18 protein-coding genes are annotated in these 17,261 nt (G+C 56.4%); 2 read left to right on the top strand and 16 right to left on the bottom strand.

Annotation, left to right across the window (positions count from 1 at the left end; all coding sequences use genetic code 11):
• Positions 1–6 precede the first annotated feature (6 nt).
• The 15 genes from yajC to glgA form a co-directional block, all read right to left on the bottom strand.
• Entirely contained in the window at positions 7–381 is a 375-nt protein-coding gene (gene yajC, locus QP381_RS00690; protein ID WP_257878402.1) for a preprotein translocase subunit YajC, read from the bottom strand.
• A 139-nt stretch (positions 382–520) separates the two neighbouring features.
• Positions 521–1,531, bottom strand: coding sequence for a Holliday junction branch migration DNA helicase RuvB (gene ruvB / locus QP381_RS00685; protein WP_131367652.1), 1,011 nt, complete (start codon positions 1,529–1,531; stop codon positions 521–523).
• Positions 1,532–1,556: 25 nt separating this feature from the next.
• Entirely contained in the window at positions 1,557–2,156 is a 600-nt protein-coding gene (gene ruvA, locus QP381_RS00680; RefSeq protein WP_219585151.1) for a Holliday junction branch migration protein RuvA, read from the bottom strand.
• Positions 2,157–2,213: 57 nt separating this feature from the next.
• Positions 2,214–2,843: a crossover junction endodeoxyribonuclease RuvC gene (gene ruvC, locus QP381_RS00675; RefSeq protein WP_219585152.1), complete on the bottom strand. Its 630-nt coding sequence runs from the start codon at positions 2,841–2,843 to the stop codon at positions 2,214–2,216.
• 3 nt (positions 2,844–2,846) lie between these two features.
• Positions 2,847–3,440: a pyridoxal 5'-phosphate synthase glutaminase subunit PdxT gene (pdxT, locus tag QP381_RS00670; RefSeq protein ID WP_006681108.1), complete on the bottom strand. Its 594-nt coding sequence runs from the start codon at positions 3,438–3,440 to the stop codon at positions 2,847–2,849.
• Positions 3,434–4,336, bottom strand: coding sequence for a pyridoxal 5'-phosphate synthase lyase subunit PdxS (pdxS, locus tag QP381_RS00665; RefSeq protein ID WP_219585153.1), 903 nt, complete (start codon positions 4,334–4,336; stop codon positions 3,434–3,436). Before pdxS ends, pdxT begins: the two co-directional genes overlap by 7 nt.
• Positions 4,337–4,338: 2 nt before the next feature.
• Positions 4,339–5,100 (bottom strand): YebC/PmpR family DNA-binding transcriptional regulator, encoded by a 762-nt coding sequence (locus QP381_RS00660; protein ID WP_219585154.1) that lies wholly within the window; start codon positions 5,098–5,100, stop codon positions 4,339–4,341.
• A gap of 134 nt (positions 5,101–5,234) precedes the next feature.
• Positions 5,235–5,729, bottom strand: a complete 495-nt coding sequence (locus QP381_RS00655; protein WP_103632575.1) for a SixA phosphatase family protein — start codon at positions 5,727–5,729, stop codon at positions 5,235–5,237.
• A 224-nt stretch (positions 5,730–5,953) separates the two neighbouring features.
• Complete coding sequence (locus QP381_RS00645; protein ID WP_103632573.1) at positions 5,954–6,643, bottom strand: histidine phosphatase family protein; 690 nt, start codon at positions 6,641–6,643, stop codon at positions 5,954–5,956.
• A gap of 47 nt (positions 6,644–6,690) precedes the next feature.
• A complete protein-coding gene (locus QP381_RS00640; RefSeq protein WP_219585155.1) occupies positions 6,691–9,630 on the bottom strand; it encodes a bifunctional [glutamine synthetase] adenylyltransferase/[glutamine synthetase]-adenylyl-L-tyrosine phosphorylase in 2,940 nt (979 codons plus the stop codon).
• Positions 9,630–10,964 (bottom strand): glutamine synthetase family protein, encoded by a 1,335-nt coding sequence (locus QP381_RS00635; protein ID WP_103632571.1) that lies wholly within the window; start codon positions 10,962–10,964, stop codon positions 9,630–9,632. Before QP381_RS00635 ends, QP381_RS00640 begins: the two co-directional genes overlap by 1 nt.
• Before the next feature lie 71 nt (positions 10,965–11,035).
• On the bottom strand, positions 11,036–11,908 hold the full coding sequence (locus QP381_RS00630) for an SPFH domain-containing protein (RefSeq protein WP_040318606.1): 873 nt from the start codon (positions 11,906–11,908) through the stop codon (positions 11,036–11,038).
• 14 nt (positions 11,909–11,922) lie between these two features.
• The gene (locus QP381_RS00625; RefSeq protein WP_006681117.1) at positions 11,923–12,387 is read right to left on the bottom strand and encodes an NfeD family protein; all 465 of its coding nucleotides are present in this window, start codon (positions 12,385–12,387) and stop codon (positions 11,923–11,925) included.
• Positions 12,388–12,436: 49 nt separating this feature from the next.
• Positions 12,437–13,222 (bottom strand): ABC transporter ATP-binding protein, encoded by a 786-nt coding sequence (locus QP381_RS00620; protein ID WP_006681118.1) that lies wholly within the window; start codon positions 13,220–13,222, stop codon positions 12,437–12,439.
• A 42-nt stretch (positions 13,223–13,264) separates the two neighbouring features.
• Complete coding sequence (gene glgA, locus QP381_RS00615) at positions 13,265–14,488, bottom strand: glycogen synthase (RefSeq protein ID WP_006681119.1); 1,224 nt, start codon at positions 14,486–14,488, stop codon at positions 13,265–13,267.
• A 176-nt stretch (positions 14,489–14,664) separates the two neighbouring features.
• On the opposite strand from glgA, the gene glgC reads away from it, so the two are divergent.
• A complete protein-coding gene (glgC, locus tag QP381_RS00610) occupies positions 14,665–15,903 on the top strand; it encodes a glucose-1-phosphate adenylyltransferase (RefSeq protein WP_006681120.1) in 1,239 nt (412 codons plus the stop codon).
• Positions 15,900–16,610: a phosphoserine phosphatase SerB gene (gene serB, locus QP381_RS00605; RefSeq protein ID WP_257878403.1), complete on the top strand. Its 711-nt coding sequence runs from the start codon at positions 15,900–15,902 to the stop codon at positions 16,608–16,610. Before glgC ends, serB begins: the two co-directional genes overlap by 4 nt.
• Positions 16,611–16,700: 90 nt before the next feature.
• Here the strand turns inward: serB and QP381_RS00600 are convergent, their stop codons facing one another.
• Positions 16,701–17,258 carry an NUDIX hydrolase gene (locus tag QP381_RS00600; RefSeq protein WP_006681122.1) on the bottom strand — a complete coding sequence of 186 codons (558 nt, stop codon included), beginning with the start codon at positions 17,256–17,258 and terminating at the stop codon, positions 16,701–16,703.
• Between the last annotated feature and the right edge of the window lie 3 nt (positions 17,259–17,261).

The raw sequence follows: 17,261 nt of genomic DNA, 5'->3' as shown, positions 1-17,261 counted from the left end.
GGATACTCAGTTCTTTTCGTCGGTCGATGCATCATCCGTAGCGGGATCATCAAGGCCAAGAATCGGTTCTTGCGGTTCTTCTTCGGCCAGTTCGACAGCGGGCTCATCTGAAGCGAAAGGCGGTTCGTCCCCAACGGAACGGATCATCTGACGATCCCAGTACATCTCTGTACCATCAATCGTCTCGAGTACGACGATGTCGCCGTCCTGATCGACAAAGCGACCCCAGAATCCAACAGCGGTCTTCACCCAAGCACCGGGAACGAGTTTCTCGTTCATATCTCGTTCCATTTGAGCCTGACGCTCAGCCATCTTCTTGCGACCACGGCTTGAGTACCACATCATCGCGATCAGGATGAGCGCAAGTAGGATAAAGGTCATGTTGCCGCCCTGGAGGAAGTTACCCACGGATTGCCTCTTTCTAGTCATGAACGCGCGTAGAGCGCACCCTGGTCAGTCTAATGCGAAGAAGGCTCTCTTAGCGAAAAAGGCGTTCAAATCAGGCGAATAACACTGTGATTCAGCTAAACAGCATAGATTCGGCGGGCGGTGTCAGCCCCAAATGTTGGAAAGCTTTGGGCGTGGCGGCACGTCCTCGGTTGGTTCTGACAAGGAATCCTTCACGAACCAAGTAGGGCTCAGCGACGGTTTCGACCGTCTCTGCTTCTTCACCTACCGTGACCGCAAGAGTGGTCAATCCAACCGGTCCCCCAGCAAAACGCTGACAGACTGCGTCGAGTACTGCTCTGTCAAGACGATCGAGACCGTAGCGATCAACCTCGAACAGGGTGAGTGCGCCCTGGGCAGCTTCAAGATCCAAAGCGCCGCTTCCACGTACTTGGGCATAGTCGACAACGCGACGAAGAAGGCGATTGGCAATACGCGGGGTGCCTCTTGAACGGGAGGCGATTTCGTGAGCCGCCTGAGCGTCCAAGGGGGCGCCAAGAAGGTCAGCGGAACGCGTGACGACTGCTTCAAGTTCGTGTGTCTCGTAGAACTCAAGATGAGCGGTAAAACCGAAACGGTCACGCAGAGGAGCCGGTAGCAGGCCCGTGCGCGTAGTCGCACCGACAACGGTAAAAGGCGGAAGCGTCAGCGGAATCGAGGTTGCGCCGGGCCCCTTACCCACGACAACGTCGACGCGGAAGTCTTCCATTGCCAGATACAGCATTTCTTCTGCGGTGCGAGCAAGACGGTGGATTTCGTCAATAAAAAGAATGTCGCCTTCTTGAAGCCCTGAAAGGATCGCAGCAAGGTCACCCGAATGCTGGATTGCCGGACCGGAGGTCAGGCGGAGCGATGTCCCCATTTCGGCAGCAATAATCATTGCCAAAGTGGTCTTACCCAACCCGGGAGGACCGGCAAGAAGAACATGGTCGGGACTCACGCCACGGCCACGTGCCGCATCGAGAACAAGCTGAAGCTGTTCACGAACAGTTTCTTGTCCGACGAATTCAGTGAGGCGCTTGGGACGCAGAGCTGCTTCTGCAGCACGTTCAAGCTCACCGGCATCAGGAGCAACAATACGCATTGCCTCTGCGGGAGAATCGAAAGAATCAGCCACGAGAGCCTCCCAACTTCAGCAAAGCGGCACGGAGCAAATCAGACGCCCCCAAGCCCTGTCCACCCAGCGTATCGATTGCCGCTTGTGCCTGGGATTGCTTCCATCCCATCGAAACCAACGCTGCCACAACATCTTCTTCGACAGCGCCCATGGCGACTGTGGCTCCGGTTCCCGCCTTTCCAAGATGTGCGGGCTGACCGAGTTTCTCCCCTAGCTCCAACACCATGCGTTGCGCTGATTTCTTTCCAACACCGGGGATCTTGCCCAGGGTTGAAAGATCATGATCACGAACGGCACGACGAAGATCATCGGGGCTAAGAACGCCAAGCGCACCAAGGGCAATACGAGGTCCAATACCGGACACGGTCTGCAAGATGGTGAATACATCACGCTGATCAGCCGTTTCAAAGCCCATGAGTGTCAGGGAATCCTCGCGAACAATAAGCGATGTTGCAACAGTGAGCTCGTCACCGACGCGCACCTGCTGAGCGTATGTGGGCACGACCTTCACATCGAAACCAACGCCGGAGACAACCACGACAATTGAATCCAAGCCAACTGAGGCCACTGTTCCACTCAACTGTGCGATCAATTGTTCTCCTGTATTGGATCGATAGCGCCCACACCCAATGCGAACACCTGTTCTATTTTACTTGCGACGCAGTCGCGGATCAACAGCACCTGTCCGGCGTTGCGCAGCTTGAGCTTCCGCCCACGCACGTTGCGCGGGTGTCATTGACCCCTTGGAAGTCAAGCGACCAGAGATAGAAACAGAAACTGACGAATCATCGCCAACACCCAGCAAACCTGTCCCCCGCCACGCATGACAAATTGCGATTGCAAGCGCATCTGCAGCATCCGCGGGCTTCGGAGGCTTCGACAAGCGAAGAATACGCGACACCATCGCCTGAACCTGCGCTTTATCCGCATTGCCGTTTCCAGAAACAGCAGACTTCACTTCTGACGGGGTATGAACCGCCATCGGCAGACCAGCACGCGCCACGCACGTCATGGCAGCACCCATGACCTGCATCGTCGTCGTCACTGACTGCAAGTTGTCTTGGGCGAAGACTCGCTCAATCGCCACAACTTCAGGCTGATACTGCGCGATCACACTATCAATCGCATCTGCAATCGTCCGAAGCCTAAAATGCGTCGCAATGTCTTTGTTGGAACGAGCAACCCCGACATACACGAGCGCGGCACGCCTTGACTCATCAACGTCAACAACACCCAAACCGCATCGTGTAATGCCGGGGTCAATTCCCATGACTCGCATGGGTCAGCGGTTCTCCACCATTGAAACGAACAGTTCATGCAGGCGGTCATCGCCACCAACCTCGGGGTGGAAGCTGGTTGCCATGACGTTACCTTGACGTACGGCCACGATCGGACCGTCTTCAGCGTTTCCGGCGCGCGCAATCACAGACACGGTGTCGCCAACGGACTCAACCCACGGTGCGCGGATAAAGACAGCGCGGAAATCGTCGCCTTCGATGCCGTCAATCACGAGGTCTTCTTCGTAGGAATCAACCTGACGCCCAAAGGCATTACGTCGAACAACCATGTCGAGGGTGGCGAAGCACTTCTGATCATCGCGACCATCAAGGATCGTAGACGAGAGCATGATCATGCCAGCGCATGTGCCCCACGCGGGAAGTCCAGCATCAAGACGGTCTTTCAGAGGTTCAAACATGTCGAAGGAGGCCAACAGATTCGACATGGTCGTTGACTCGCCACCGGGGATGATCAGACCATCCACTTTCGCCAATTCGCAGGGGCGACGCACCTTAACGGCGCGGGCGCCAGAATTCTCTAGCGCCCGCACATGTTCGTCAACGTCACCCTGAAGGGCGAGAACGCCGATCGTCACCATCCGCGCTCCGCAAGACGGTGAGAAACCGGAAGGTCGTCAACGTTGATACCGACCATTGCTTCACCAAGGCCACGCGAAACCTCAGCAATAACGGACGGATCATCGTAGAAGGTGGTTGCCTTAACGATGGCAGCTGCACGCTTCGCCGGATCACCGGACTTGAAGATACCGGATCCAACGAAAACACCCTCAGCACCGAGCTGCATCATCATTGCAGCGTCCGCCGGGGTAGCAATGCCACCGGCGGTGAACAGAACGACAGGAAGCTTACCTTCGCGAGCGACCTCGGCGACCAGCTCGTAGGGAGCCTGGAGTTCCTTGGCGGCAACGTAGAGCTCATCTTCGGGAAGCGAGGTGAGGTGACGGATCTGGTCGCGGATCTTACGCATGTGCGTCGTCGCGTTGGAAACGTCGCCGGTACCAGCTTCACCCTTGGAGCGAATCATTGCTGCACCTTCGGTGATGCGACGGAGTGCCTCACCCAGGTTGGTTGCACCGCAGACAAAGGGAACGGTGAAGTTCCACTTGTCGATGTGGTTGGTGTAATCGGCCGGGGTGAGAACCTCAGATTCGTCGATGTAGTCGACGCCGAGGGACTGCAGAACCTGAGCTTCAACGAAATGGCCGATGCGAGCCTTTGCCATGACCGGGATGGAGACAGCGTTGATGATGCCATCGATCAGATCCGGGTCAGACATACGGGCAACGCCACCCTGTGCGCGAATGTCCGCAGGAACGCGCTCGAGCGCCATGACGGCAACTGCGCCCGCATCTTCGGCGATCTTTGCTTGCTCTGGAGTAACGACGTCCATGATGACGCCACCCTTGAGCATCTGAGCCATACCGCGCTTAACCTGCGGGGTACCAACTTCGCGAGTCGACGTGAACTCAGCCATCGTCACTCCCCTTCTTCCAGCTGCGCGCGGACCTCATCCGAGTACGTCATGTTGTTGTAGATGTTCTGAACGTCGTCAGATTCTTCCAGAGCGTCGATCAGTTTCTGAACCTTCAGTGCGCCTTCAAAGTCGACCTCAACGTCGGTCGATGCGACGAATTGAACTTCAGCGGAATCGTAATCGATACCTGCTGACTGGAGCGCCTTACGGACCTCGACAACATCGGAGGCTGCGGATTCGATGACGAATCCATCACCGGTGTCGGTCACTTCTTCAGCACCCGCATCCAGAACGGCTTCCATGATCGTGTCCTCGTCAACGCCGTCTGCTGCGCCCACCTCGACAATGCCACGACGGGAGAAGAGGTAGGAAACCGAACCCGGGTCCGCCAGCGAGCCTCCCTGACGGGTAAAGCCAAGGCGGACGTCGGAAGCTGCACGGTTACGGTTGTCGGTCAGACATTCGACGAGGAATGCAACGCCGTTCGGGCCGTAGCCTTCGTACATGATGGTTTCGTAGTTCGCGCCACCGGCTTCTGCACCGGAGCCACGCTTGACAGCACGATCGATGTTGTCAGCGGGAACGGAATTCTTCTTTGCCTTCTGGATGGCGTCATACAGGGTCGGGTTACCTGCGGGATCGCCGCCGCCGGTGCGTGCTGCAACTTCAATATTCTTGATCAGACGAGCGAAGAGCTTTCCGCGCTTCGCGTCAATGGCGGCCTTCTTGTGCTTGGTGGTCGCCCATTTAGAGTGTCCCGACATTACTGCTCCCTTGAAGGGTGGATTGCGTACCCGTATATCTTAGCGGGATTAGTAAAAGGTCAGCGTCTTCAAAGGTGGGCTATGGGACACAGTAAACGTTCGATGCCAATGCCCGTCAGCCTTGAACTCTGCGATTACAGCACGCGTGGGACGGTGACAATCCGTACTGGCAGGTTCGCGCCGGGACGAAAATCAGCGAAACTTCCTTCGCTTTGAATGATCAGAGCAGTCGCTTTACCGACGCCAGTGCCAAGATCGGCTTTCGCACTATCGTCTCCGATCAGGTATCCAACATGGCCGATTGTTGGCTGATGTCCGACAATCAGTGCGGATTCTCCAGGCAGGGAGTTAATCGTTTCGATGAGTGACTCTGCCCCTGCATCGTAGATTGAACGATCCTTGTACGTGGTCCTCATTGGCAGGTTCTTCGCGATCTCGTCGAAGGTCTGCCATGCGCGCACTGCTGTTGAACTGACCCCTAGTTCGATGTCTCCAACTTCGGCTTGCAGTTTGATGCCAAGCTCGTGCGCCCGACGGAGACCAAGATCGGTCAACGGTCGCGAGTGATCCGACAGCGCGAAATACTCCGGGTCAGAGTGGCGAACAAGGATCAGCGTGCATTGACTCATGCGAAAAGATTACAGTGTGAGGGATCGAGGAGGTTCAATGGCATTGGGACGAGGCCGCGCTGACGGTGTGTGTCAGGCACGCGAGTGTAATGCGCAGGCGGTGTGGATCATCACCTGGTCAAACCCGAAAATCCCGTGGGCGGATTCCAAGACGTGGCTGTCATGCAATGAACACCGCGAATTTCTGTCCGATTACATGCGATACCGGGGTTTCCCCTTTGAGATCAATCCTCTAGATCCCACTGATCAACTGGACGGTTATTCCACGTCAGACCAGTGAAGGCACCTCGCAGATCGTCGGGGTTGTGAGGAACGGAGGTGCCGAATCGTTCGGTGGGCCACTGCAAGATGACGGTTCCCGTATTCGACATGAAGTGAGTCATCACAAGAGTGCCGGAGATGTTGTGCGCAAGCGTCGATGCCAGCAGGCGCAGTAGGGCTCCATGAGCGACGATCACACCCACGCCGTCCGGATCTTCCTCAAGTACGAGGCCAGCCACTTCGGCGATAACGGGCAACGCACGGGCAAGCGCGTCCTCCCCCGTTTCAGCGCCAGACATACGAATGTGAGTTGCACCGTGCGACCAGTTTCCCGTTCCTTCAACGTAAACGGAGTCTGAGAACGGGTCAGCGTTCATCTCAACGTCACCTGAGCGTAATTCACGAATTCCTGGTCTCACCAGCGGAGTCAGGGCATACTTAGCGCATAGGGGTGCGCAGGTTTGGCGAGTGCGAAAAAGAGGTGAAACAGCAACCACTGTTGGAGCCTGCCCGACTTCAGATTCCCAGCGCGAAGCAAGATCGGTGGCTTGAGCCAACCCATCGGCGGTTAGCGGTAGTCCAGGCCTAGAGGTGTCAAGAGCGTGCGCTTCATTGGCGTAGGTCTGTCCGTGACGCACGAGGACGATTTTCACAACTGTGTTTCCGTTTCTTCTTCGTGCCTTGGTGTGCAAGGCAGTATTCAGTTCCAGAAGTAGGTATCCATCAATGCGCGTGCTTTGCGCGATCGACGAAGCCATTCTTCTTCCAGCTCACACTCGCTTGCCGCACCATATCCAAGAACGCGTGCCAGCGGGATAAGGTCCTTCGAGTCTCTGGGAACGGTATCGAGTTTAACTCCCGACATTCGCCCGGTTGTCAGCACGTTCGCCGCCCGGATTTGTGATGCGAGGCTCCACGCATTTTCCAACGTCTTCGCATCATGAGGAGCAATCCATCCCGAACGAGTTAATGCGCGCAGAGCATCAATCGTTGACGAGGTGCGTAAAGAGTCATCGGCATGAGCATGTTTCAGCTGAAGAAGCTGAACAATCCATTCGACGTCTGACAGGCCACCCGGCCCCAATTTCACGTGACGCGTGGGTTCGATGCCACGAGGCAGGCGTTCGCTTTCCATTCTTGCTTTGAGCAGACGAATGTCTCTGATCTGGGCCTCGTCAATCGCGCTGCCATAGCGCACGCGGTCGATTAACTCCCCCATCGAACGCATCAGATCATCGGGGCCGGCGAATACGCGCGCCCGAAGGAGCGCTTGGCGTTCCCAGGTCGATGCCCACTTGTCGTAATACTCCGCGTACGATTCGACGGTTCTGGACATCGGTCCGTTGCGTCCTTCTGGACGTAGGTCTAGGTCAACGCTGACACTCATCTGCGCTGTGACCGTCCCCAGCAATGCTTTCACGCGGTTGATGATTGTCGTTGCAGCGTTCACAGCGTCGCTCTCGCTCACGCCATTGGTCGCGCGATGAAAAGCCATGACATCAGCGTCGGAGGCATAGTTTGATTCACGCCCACCGTAACGTCCCATCGCCACGAACCCAACGTCGACGCGGTGACCGTTCTTGAGTTCTTCTTCGCGTGTTGCAATCGCTAATGCGCCGACAACTGCTGCGTCCGTAGCATCGGAGATTGTCTGCCGCCTGGCTCCGATTCCAGTCACCAAATCGCTCATCGCAGCACGAGTAAGTTCACGCGAACGCATGGCTCGCACGCGATATGCGGCCTTATCCGAATCTGCGTGGCGGTCAATCAACGAGGCCGCCTCGACTTTCAAAACCTCAGCTTCACGAGGGGCGAGGTCTTTATCAAGATCCAGCCAGGCGACTGCTTCGGGGCGATGTGACAGAGCCTCAGCGATCCACTTCGAGTTCGGCAGCATCTCGCAGAGCCTGGATGCGGCAACTCCGGAATCACGCAGGAGAGCCAAATACCAGTGAGAATCACCGATTTGCTCCGATAGAGCTCTAAAGTTCAGCAAGCCAAGGTCTGGATCTGCACCGTTGGAAAGCCACGAAATAAAAACGGGCAGAAGATGACGCTGGATCTTCGCACGCCTGCTTGTGCCCTGCGAGAGGGCCGTGATGTGGGCAAGAGCTCCTCGGGGATCGCGATAGCCGATGGCTTGAAGACGAGCCTGAGCACCATCGGAGTCCAACGTAGCTTCATCTGGGCTAAGGCCCGCAGTTGCCTGAACAATCGGACGATAGAACACGTCCTCATGGAGCATTCGAACACGATCTCGAATGCGTTTCAGTTCCTTCGCCAGAGCCTCGGAACTACCACAATGCTCAAGATCAACTCCCCTGCCCACCGCTCGAAGTTCGTTCGCTGACGTAGGGATCAGGTGGGTGCGACGCATGCGTTGAAGCTGAATACGGTGTTCAACAGCACGCAGGAAGCAGTAGCATTCACGCAATTCTTGAGCATCGCTACGCGCCACATAACCACCGTCGCTAAGGCGAGACAGCGCATCCAACGTTGATCTGGCGTGAAGCGAATCATCGGTACGACCGTGGACCAGTTGCAACAGCTGCACGGTGAACTCGACATCACGCAGGCCACCTCGCCCGAGCTTCAGTTCACGGTCAGCTTCACGACGGGGAATCGTGTTTTCAACGCGACGTCGCATTGCTCGAGCATTTTCAACAAAGCCATCACGCCCCGTAGCATTCCAAATGTACGGAGAAGCAACACGGAAAAAGGCCTGACCAAGCTCCATATCGCCAGCTGCCGGGCGAGCTTTAAGAAGAGCCTGGAACTCCCACGTTTCAGCCCACTTATCCCAATACTGTGTGAACGAGTCAAGTGTTCGCACAAGCGCGCCATGACGCCCTTCGGGACGCAGATTCGCATCCACGCTCCAGAGTGGCTGTTCATTACCCGGCCCCGAACATACCTGAGCCGAAAGCGCTGCCATGCGCGTACCCAGTTCGATGGCACTACGCTCATCAACACCCTCAGCCGGGGCAACAACGTACATCACGTCAACGTCGGAAATGTAGTTAAGTTCTTGAGCGCCTGTTTTTCCCATCGCAATAATCGAAAGACGAGCATTACCCTGCGGATCAATATCTCGTCGTGCCAGTGCGAGGGCAGCTTCGAGTGCAGCGTCAGCAAGCACCGCAAGGCGCACACCGACTTCCGGCATATAATCGGGCGGGTTCGGGTGCGTAGCATCGTCAGCAACGAGGTCCAACAAAACTCTGCGATACGCACGACGCACATCGTCGCCGTTGTAGCCGGGACCCGCAACGGGCATCTGCGACGCTGGATCAGCCCCCACTGCGTGAAGGAGCTCCGTCAACGGTTCATCGGGTTCAACAAGCAAGCCATCAATGCGTGAAGGGTCAGCAATCAGGTAGTCGCCCCACCAGGAAGATGCACCAAAAACCGCGACCAAGCGCCGAAGCCCATTGCCCCCGCGTTCAGCGATTGTGGCTAATTGAGTAGGGGCGGCCTCGTGAAAACGCAGGCAGGTTACCAGCGCGGAATCTGGATCGGCGCAGGCGTTGAACAGCGGTAGCCACTCGCCTAGCTCGCCGGGTAGGTCAGCCAAAAATGACGCTGCTCGCACCGGATCCAAGAAACCGCTACCGCGGAGGTCCTTCGGGACAACCTCCATCAGTAGACCTTGAGGAACTGGCGAATCTCCTGAGGCGTCACCTGCTGGCGGTACTCACGCCATTCCTTTTCCTTGTTGCGCACAACGTAGTCGAAGACCTCTTCACCAAGAGCACCGGCAACCAAGTCAGATTCGCGCATCAAACGAACCGCGGAAGCCAATGACGTCGGCAGAGCCTCGATCCCCATCACTTGACGTTCGCGATCCGTCAGATCCCAAACATTGTCCTCAGCTTCGGGGACAAGTTCGAGGCGACGTTCAATGCCGTCAAGACCTGCAGTGATCAGAACGGCGAGTGCAAGATACGGGTTCGCAGCCGGATCCAAGGCACGGTACTCAATGCGTGCTGCCGTACGCTTTTCAGGCTTGTACAGCGGGACTCGAATCAACGCGGAGCGATTGTTATGACCCCAGCACACGTAAGACGGAGCCTCGCCCCCACCCCAGAGGCGCTTATAGGAGTTCACGTGCTGATTGGTGACAGCAGCGATCTCGCGAGCATGTTCCAAGAGCCCCGCAATGAAGTGGCGCCCCGTGCGTGACAGCTGATAGTCACCTGACGGATCGTAGAAGGCATTTTCTTCACCTTCGAGCAGTGAAAGGTGCGTATGCATACCCGAACCCGGATGGTCAATAAAGGGCTTGGGCATAAACAGTGCGGCAAGGTTCTCGCGCAACGCGACCTCTTCGATGACGGTTCGAGCGGTCATGATGTTGTCGGCAGCACTCACCGCATCGACTGCACGCAGGTCGATTTCGTTTTGACCGGGGCCACCTTCGTGGTGAGAGAACTCGACCGCAATGCCCATATCTTCGAGCATACGAACCGCGCGACGACGGAAATCATTCGAATGCCCACGCGCAACATGATCGAAATAACCCGCAGAATCAACAGGCTTCAAGTTGTCGACACTGATCGGCTGTTGGAGCAGATAGAACTCAATCTCAGGGTGAACCATCACAGTGAAGCCGCGCTCTTGGGCTCGTTCAACAACGCGTTCCAACACGCCGCGAGGGTCACTACGTGCAGCCTGACCATCGGGGGTCAACACGTCGCAGAACATTCGAGCAACGGGATCTTCTTCCCCTCGCCACGGCAACATCTGGAATGTCGAAGCATCCGGACGCAACAACATGTCGGACTCGTGCACGCGGGTCATGCCTTCAATCACAGAACCGTCGAAACCGATACCTTCAGCGAAGGCATCTTCCAACTCGCCCGGGTCAATTGCTACAGACTTCAAGACACCAGCGACATCTGTAAACCACAGGCGAATAAAGCGAATGTCGCGGGCAGCAACCTCGCGCAGAACCTTTTCCTGGATGGAGTCCACGAGTCTCTTCTTTCAATCGGGGGCGATGGTGAGGGGGATGGTCAAGAACACGTCGTCCACACCGGACAGTTTTACTTGTTCGGGTTAAAACCCTTCGCAATGGAATCCAGAGCAGCCGTCAGTTCGGTGGGAACAACCCACACCTTCGACGAATCCCCCTTGGCAAGTTCCGGAAGCATCTGCAAGTACTGGTAGCTCAGCAGATCAGGCGTTGGATTGCCCTCGTGGATCGACTGGAAGACGGTACCGATAGCTTCTGCTTGACCGCGGGCGCGAGTGACAGCCGCCTGAGCTTGTCCTTCAGCCTTCAAGATGGCGGACTGCTTTTCACCCTCAGCCTGAAGGATCTGCGACTGACGGACACCTTCAGCAGTCAGAATCGCTGCACGCTTATCACGTTCGGCTCGCAACTGCTGTTCCATGGCCTGCTGAATCGACGGTGGCGGATCAATTGCCTTCAACTCAACGCGATTCACGCGGATACCCCAGCGTCCCGTTGCTTCATCAAGAACACCACGAAGCTGAGTGTTGATCGAGTCGCGACTCGTCAGCGTCTGCTCGAGGTCGAGCGAGCCAATGACATTACGGAGCGTCGTCACCGTCAGCTGTTCGATTGCCTGAATGAAGTTCGCAATCTCGTAGGTCGCGTGCATTGGATCCGTGACCTGGTAGTAAATCACCGAGTCGATGGAAACCACGACGTTATCGGCGGTAATCACCGGCTGTGGAGGGAAGCTGGTGACCTGTTCACGCAAGTCAACGCGCGCTGCAATACGGTCAAAGAACGGAATCAGCACATGCAAACCACCGTACATCACCGTGTGAAAACGACCGAGGCGCTCGATCACCAACGCGCGAGGCTGGGGAACAATCTGGACGCTCTTGGCAAGGATGACCACAACAAGGATCAACAGGAGCCCAGCAACGAAGGGACCAATACTCATGTCCACGGCGGCACTCACCCTTTCTGTTCTTCGAATGTTTTACTACGGTTCTCGACGGACGTAACAACCGCCGTAGCACCGTCGATCTCGCACACATACGCATGCTCGCCCACAAGAAGGGGCTTCTCGTCGATTGTGCGGGCAGACCAGACTTCGCCATCAAGTTTCACGCGACCACTGCTGGCGTTCACGGTTTCAATCACATCGACCTGTCGCCCAATCAAGGCGTGCACATTGGTTTTCACGTTCGTTTGCGACCAGAGCATACGCATTTTCAGCCACGGACGAAGCGCACAAAGAAAGACCAGCGAGCAGACCACAAAAACGCCGACTTCGGGCCAGAGCCCAGGGACAACAAGAGAGGTTAACGCCGCTGCTAAACCACCGATGGCAAGCATGAGGAACACAAGGTCAACCGTTGCCATCTCAATCAGTCCAAGAACGATGGCAACAATCACCCACCACAAAGCGTGCGTCATACACACTCCCCTTTGTCCGACGTGTCCACGGTGATACCTATGAAGAGACTTACCTGACGGCGCGAGCCCACCAGCGTCCGTTGTCGTTACCGGCGCTCAGAGGCAGACAATACGTCGCTGACAGATTCACTCCGGTGATGACGGAATCAATGACACCCGACTGGACGACCTTTGCTCCGTCCATCAAGACCGCGTGCGTCATTCCGCTGGGAATTTCTTCCACCTGGTGTGTAACCAAAATGACCTGCGGAGCATGCGGACCGGAAATGATCTCTTCAAGAGCTCCGATCAATAGTTCGCGGGCGCCAAGATCCAAGCCAGCGGTGGGCTCATCAAGAATCAGGACCTCCGGGTCTGTCATCAGGCTTCGAGCAAGCAACACACGTTGCGCTTCGCCCTCAGAGAGAGTTCCAAACTGACGATCCGCCAAATGATCAATACCGAAAGCAACAAGCAGATTGTCGCAACGCGCATCATCTTGAGCTTCGTATTCTTCGTCGCGATGAATTGCGATACCCCACGCTGCCGTGCGAACAAGGTCGCGAACAGTTTGGTGTGCACGAATGGAGGGGGCAAGCGACTTCGAAACAAGTGCAACGCGGGAAGCAAGTTCTTGACGGTCGAGAGCAAAAATGTCTTCGCCATCAAGTTTCACGGTGCCCTGCGCCAATGCTTCACGACCGGCTAGCGCTCGGATAAGAGTTGTCTTACCCGCGCCATTCGGGCCAAGAATCACCCAATGCTGGCCTTGCTCGGTGCTAAAAGACACCGAATCAAGAATCGCAGTTCCACGTTTGCTTACAGTTGCATCCACACATTCAAGGACATAAGTCATACCTATAAGCCTACCTTTGTCACCGAAATATGATCGGCTGACTCACACCAGTGTGCGATACAGATCCGCGGTCTTCTGGCCGATGGCATCCCAAGAGAAGTGGTCGCGAGCACGCGTCAGGCCTGCCACTCCCATCGTCTTGGCGCCCTGAGGGTTATCGAGGACTGCGATCAGGCGCTCGGCCATATCATGAACGAAGGTATCGGGCTTCAGAGGAGTGCCGGTGCCGTCATTCATTTGTTCGATCGGAACCAGATAGCCGGTCTCGCCGTCGACGATGACATCGGGAATACCGCCAGTTGCCGTACCAACAACGGGCAGGCCCAGCGCCATCGCTTCGAGGTTCACGATACCGAGTGGCTCGTAGACCGACGGGGTGATGAACACGGTCGACGCATCCAGAATTGCTGCAATGTCGGGCTGCGGGAGCATCTCAGAGATGAGGATGACGCCCTGACGCTTCGCCTGCAGGTCCTTCACAAGCGCGTCGACTTCGGCTGCAATCTGCGGAGTATCGGGAGCACCCGCACACAAAACAATCTGAACGTCATCGGGAAGCAGGTTCGCTGCGCGCAGGAAATGGGGCAGACCCTTTTGACGCGTAATGCGTCCAACGAACACAACGGTTCGCTTGGTCGGATCAATCGAATACGTCTTCAGAACGCGTTCTTGGTTCTCGCGTTCAGCGTCGGTAGACGGAGCACGCCACTTCGCCAGATCAATGCCGTTGTGAATGACGTGAACCTTCGCGTCGTCAACGTTCGGGTAGGAGCGCACAATGTCGGCCTTCATACCGTTCGAAACTGCAACAATGCCGGCCGCGGCCTCGTACGACGTCTTCTCGATGTAGGAAGAAATGCGGTAGCCACCACCCAGCTGCTCGGCTTTCCAGGGGCGCAAGGGCTCCAGAGAGTGTGCTGAAATGACGTGCGGAATGTCGTGAAGCAGAGCCGAAAGATGGCCGGCAAAGTTTGCGTACCAGGTGTGCGAGTGAACCAAGTCTGCGCCTTCGGTCTGGGCCGCGATGGAAAGATCTACCCCGAGTGTCTTCAGTGCCGCGTTCGCTCCTGCCAGTTCCACTAGGTCAGCGTGGCCGACGACTCCAGTTTCGGCTCCTTCGGTTCCGGGTTCACGAGGCCCGTCAAACGCGTGAACTCGAACCTCGTCGAGGCGGGGACGCAGAACTTTAGCAAGTTCAGTAACGTGAACACCTGCACCTCCATAAACAAAGGGCGGATACTCGCGGGTCAGCAGGTCAACGCGCATGATGGTCCTTTCAGGGAAGGCACAAACTTCTTGAGCTAGCCTATCGCGGGCACAGAGCACTCACCGACGAATCCCCGCATGCGTGCACACAGTTGCGCATTCAATGACCATATGTGATGGGCGCCACACAGTGGAATATGCGTGCAGGATCACACTGACTCTCATAGGCTTAGCCCATGGCCAAAAATCATGTTCTCGCAATTGTTCTTGCAGGTGGTGAGGGGAAGCGACTGATGCCGCTGACCGACGACCGCGCTAAGCCCGCTGTTCCCTTCGGCGGACACTATCGTTTGATCGACTTTGCTCTGTCCAACATCGTGAACTCCGGTTATCTGAAGATCATCGTGTTGACCCAGTACAAGTCCCACTCGCTTGACCGCCACGTCACCAAGACCTGGTACACATCTCCCCTTCTCGGTAACTTCATCGCCCCTGTTCCGGCTCAGCAGCGTCGCGGGCCTCACTGGTACTTGGGTAGCGCTGACGCTATCTACCAGTCCCTGAACATCGTCGATGATGAGCAACCCGACTACATCGTCATCATTGGTGCCGACAACATCTACCGTATGGACTTCTCTCAGATGGTGCAGCACCACATCGATTCTGGACTCCCGGCCACGGTCGCAGGCATCCGTCAGCCGATCGAACTTGCTTCCGCTCTCGGCGTGATCGACTCGGCAGACGGCAAGATCAACCAGTTCCTCGAAAAGCCGAAGAACGCTGCCGGCCTTGCCGACGATCCCACCAAGGTGCTCGCTTCCATGGGCAACTACGTGTTCACCACGAAGGACCTGATCAAGGCTCTCCGCGAGGACGCACACAACCCCGAGTCCAAGCACGATATGGGTGGCAACATCATCCCGTGGTTCGTCGAGCGTGGCGAGTGCGGTGTATACGACTTCCAAGACAACGACGTCCCGGGTTCGACCGACCGCGACCGTAACTACTGGCGCGACGTTGGTACCCTCGATGCCTACTACGATGCCAACATGGACCTGATTTCAGTCCACCCCGTGTTCAACCTGTACAACCGCAAGTGGCCGACGATGACGATGATCGACGGTTCCTTGCCACCGGCTAAGTTCGTGTACGGTGAAGAGCACTCGCGAATGGGTCACGCTGTTGATTCCTTCGTCTCCCCCGGGGTCATCATTTCCGGTGGCGAGGTCTACCACTCGGTTATCTCCCCCGGTTGCTACATACACTCCTGGGCTCAAGTCACTGACTCGGTTGTCATGGATGGGTGCCGTATTGGTCGCCACGCAGTGGTATCCAAGGCAATCCTCGACAAGAACGTTGTTCTTGAAGAAGGCGCTGTCATTGGTCTTGACCTCACGCGCGACCGGGAACGTGGCTTCACCGTTACGGATTCCGGTATCACCGTTGTCCCCAAAGGAACGGTTGTTACCCGTTGAGTAATACGCCCCGTTCTCTCCCGGATGCTTCGGCGTTCGGGAGAGACGCATTTTCACCCCCGCCTCGCCTGATCGTCACTGATGTTGATTCGACTTTGATCGCCCAAGAAGTCATCGAAGAGTTGGCGCATTTCGCTGGGACGCGCGGGCAGGTTGCTGACATCACCGCGCGGGCAATGAACGGCGAGATAGACTTCGCCGAATCTTTGCGCCTCCGTGTCTCCACCTTGGCGGGCGTTCCCGCTACGGTGTTCGATGAGGTTCTTCATTCGATCACTCCCACCCCCGGTGTGTGCGATCTGATTGATGCGGTTCATGCCCACGGTGGTTTTTTCGGTGTGGTCTCAGGTGGCTTCGAGGAAGTTGTTGCTCCTCTTTGTCACCAGCTGAACATCGATCATTACTTGGCTAACCGACTTGAGGTCACCAACGGCTTCTTGACGGGTAAGGTCCTGGGGGCAATCGTGACCGCGGACGCCAAGGTGCAGGCGTTGGAAGGGTGGCGTCTATTGCACGGACTGGATGTTAACCAGACAGCCGCCATCGGAGATGGAGCAAACGATATTCCAATGCTCCAACGGGCAGGCTTGGGAATTGCTTTCTGCGCGAAGCCCACAGTTCGTGAGCAAGTGAAGTATTCGCTGAACGTTGCACAACTGGATCTCTTGATTGAGCCATTGGGACTATCTGGGGTTCCTCGCACCTAGGCGCACACTGAGTACCAACAAATTCTCAATTGTCGGAGCTTTTTGATTAAAGGCGTATCGGATCGGAAATGGTCATCCGATCCGATACGTTCACTCTTCAGCGCTTCCTTGGCAGGCGCTTGATTCACGAATACGGTGAAGCTGACCGTCCCAACCGTTCACCCATGATTGGGCAAGATTCGCAAGGTTGAGGGGGTAGACCTCGCCGTTTAGCGCCCGTTGAGCAAGCTCATCGAGATCCCACCAGCGCTGTTCGTCGATCACGTCGCGTTCTAGGTCGGTCCACCCATCATTGTTCAGCGTGACACGTTGAGTGTGAGCGATGAAGAACCACTCGTCCTGTTTGGCGGTAATGGATAAAAAGTCGAAGGTTGCTTCACGATAGATCACGGGGCCAACAAGAGCATCGGGTTCTAAGACAATCCCCGTTTCTTCAAAGAGCTCTCGACAGGCTGCTTCTGCGGGATTCTCCCCCTCCATGATTCCGCCACCGATGGTGAACCACCACTGGCGTTCCGGCTGATCACGATCGTGTCCTTTGGCAAGGAGCAATCTGCCATTCTCATCAAAAAGGATCACGCGAGCCGCTTGTCGGTGCGGGTAGCCGTCTGCATCCACCGGCCATTCGTTTTCATCAAGACCAGACATGGA

It is taken from the genome of Pauljensenia sp. UMB6358, from assembly GCF_030216865.1.
In the GTDB taxonomy this organism is placed as follows: Bacteria; Actinomycetota; Actinomycetes; order Actinomycetales; family Actinomycetaceae; genus Pauljensenia; species Pauljensenia turicensis_A.
Note: the sequence above shows the minus strand (reverse complement) of the source record. Positions and strands in the feature narration are given on the sequence as shown.

Coding starts and splice junctions, on each gene's coding strand:
- pdxT (WP_006681108.1), bottom strand. CDS start 3,440: ATGGTGACGATCGGCGTTCTCGCCCTTCAGGGTGACGTTGACGAACAT.
- QP381_RS00660 (WP_219585154.1), bottom strand. CDS start 5,100: ATGTCGGGACACTCTAAATGGGCGACCACCAAGCACAAGAAGGCCGCC.
- QP381_RS00600 (WP_006681122.1), bottom strand. CDS start 17,258: ATGTCTGGTCTTGATGAAAACGAATGGCCGGTGGATGCAGACGGCTAC.
- QP381_RS00655 (WP_103632575.1), bottom strand. CDS start 5,729: ATGAGTCAATGCACGCTGATCCTTGTTCGCCACTCTGACCCGGAGTAT.
- QP381_RS00630 (WP_040318606.1), bottom strand. CDS start 11,908: ATGAGTATTGGTCCCTTCGTTGCTGGGCTCCTGTTGATCCTTGTTGTG.
- QP381_RS00620 (WP_006681118.1), bottom strand. CDS start 13,222: ATGACTTATGTCCTTGAATGTGTGGATGCAACTGTAAGCAAACGTGGA.
- ruvC (WP_219585152.1), bottom strand. CDS start 2,843: ATGCGAGTCATGGGAATTGACCCCGGCATTACACGATGCGGTTTGGGT.
- QP381_RS00640 (WP_219585155.1), bottom strand. CDS start 9,630: ATGGAGGTTGTCCCGAAGGACCTCCGCGGTAGCGGTTTCTTGGATCCG.
- glgC (WP_006681120.1), top strand. CDS start 14,665: ATGGCCAAAAATCATGTTCTCGCAATTGTTCTTGCAGGTGGTGAGGGG.
- pdxS (WP_219585153.1), bottom strand. CDS start 4,336: ATGGCTGAGTTCACGTCGACTCGCGAAGTTGGTACCCCGCAGGTTAAG.
- ruvB (WP_131367652.1), bottom strand. CDS start 1,531: ATGCGTATTGTTGCTCCTGATGCCGGTGAGCTTGAACGTGCTGCAGAA.
- QP381_RS00625 (WP_006681117.1), bottom strand. CDS start 12,387: ATGACGCACGCTTTGTGGTGGGTGATTGTTGCCATCGTTCTTGGACTG.
- yajC (WP_257878402.1), bottom strand. CDS start 381: ATGACCTTTATCCTACTTGCGCTCATCCTGATCGCGATGATGTGGTAC.
- glgA (WP_006681119.1), bottom strand. CDS start 14,488: ATGCGCGTTGACCTGCTGACCCGCGAGTATCCGCCCTTTGTTTATGGA.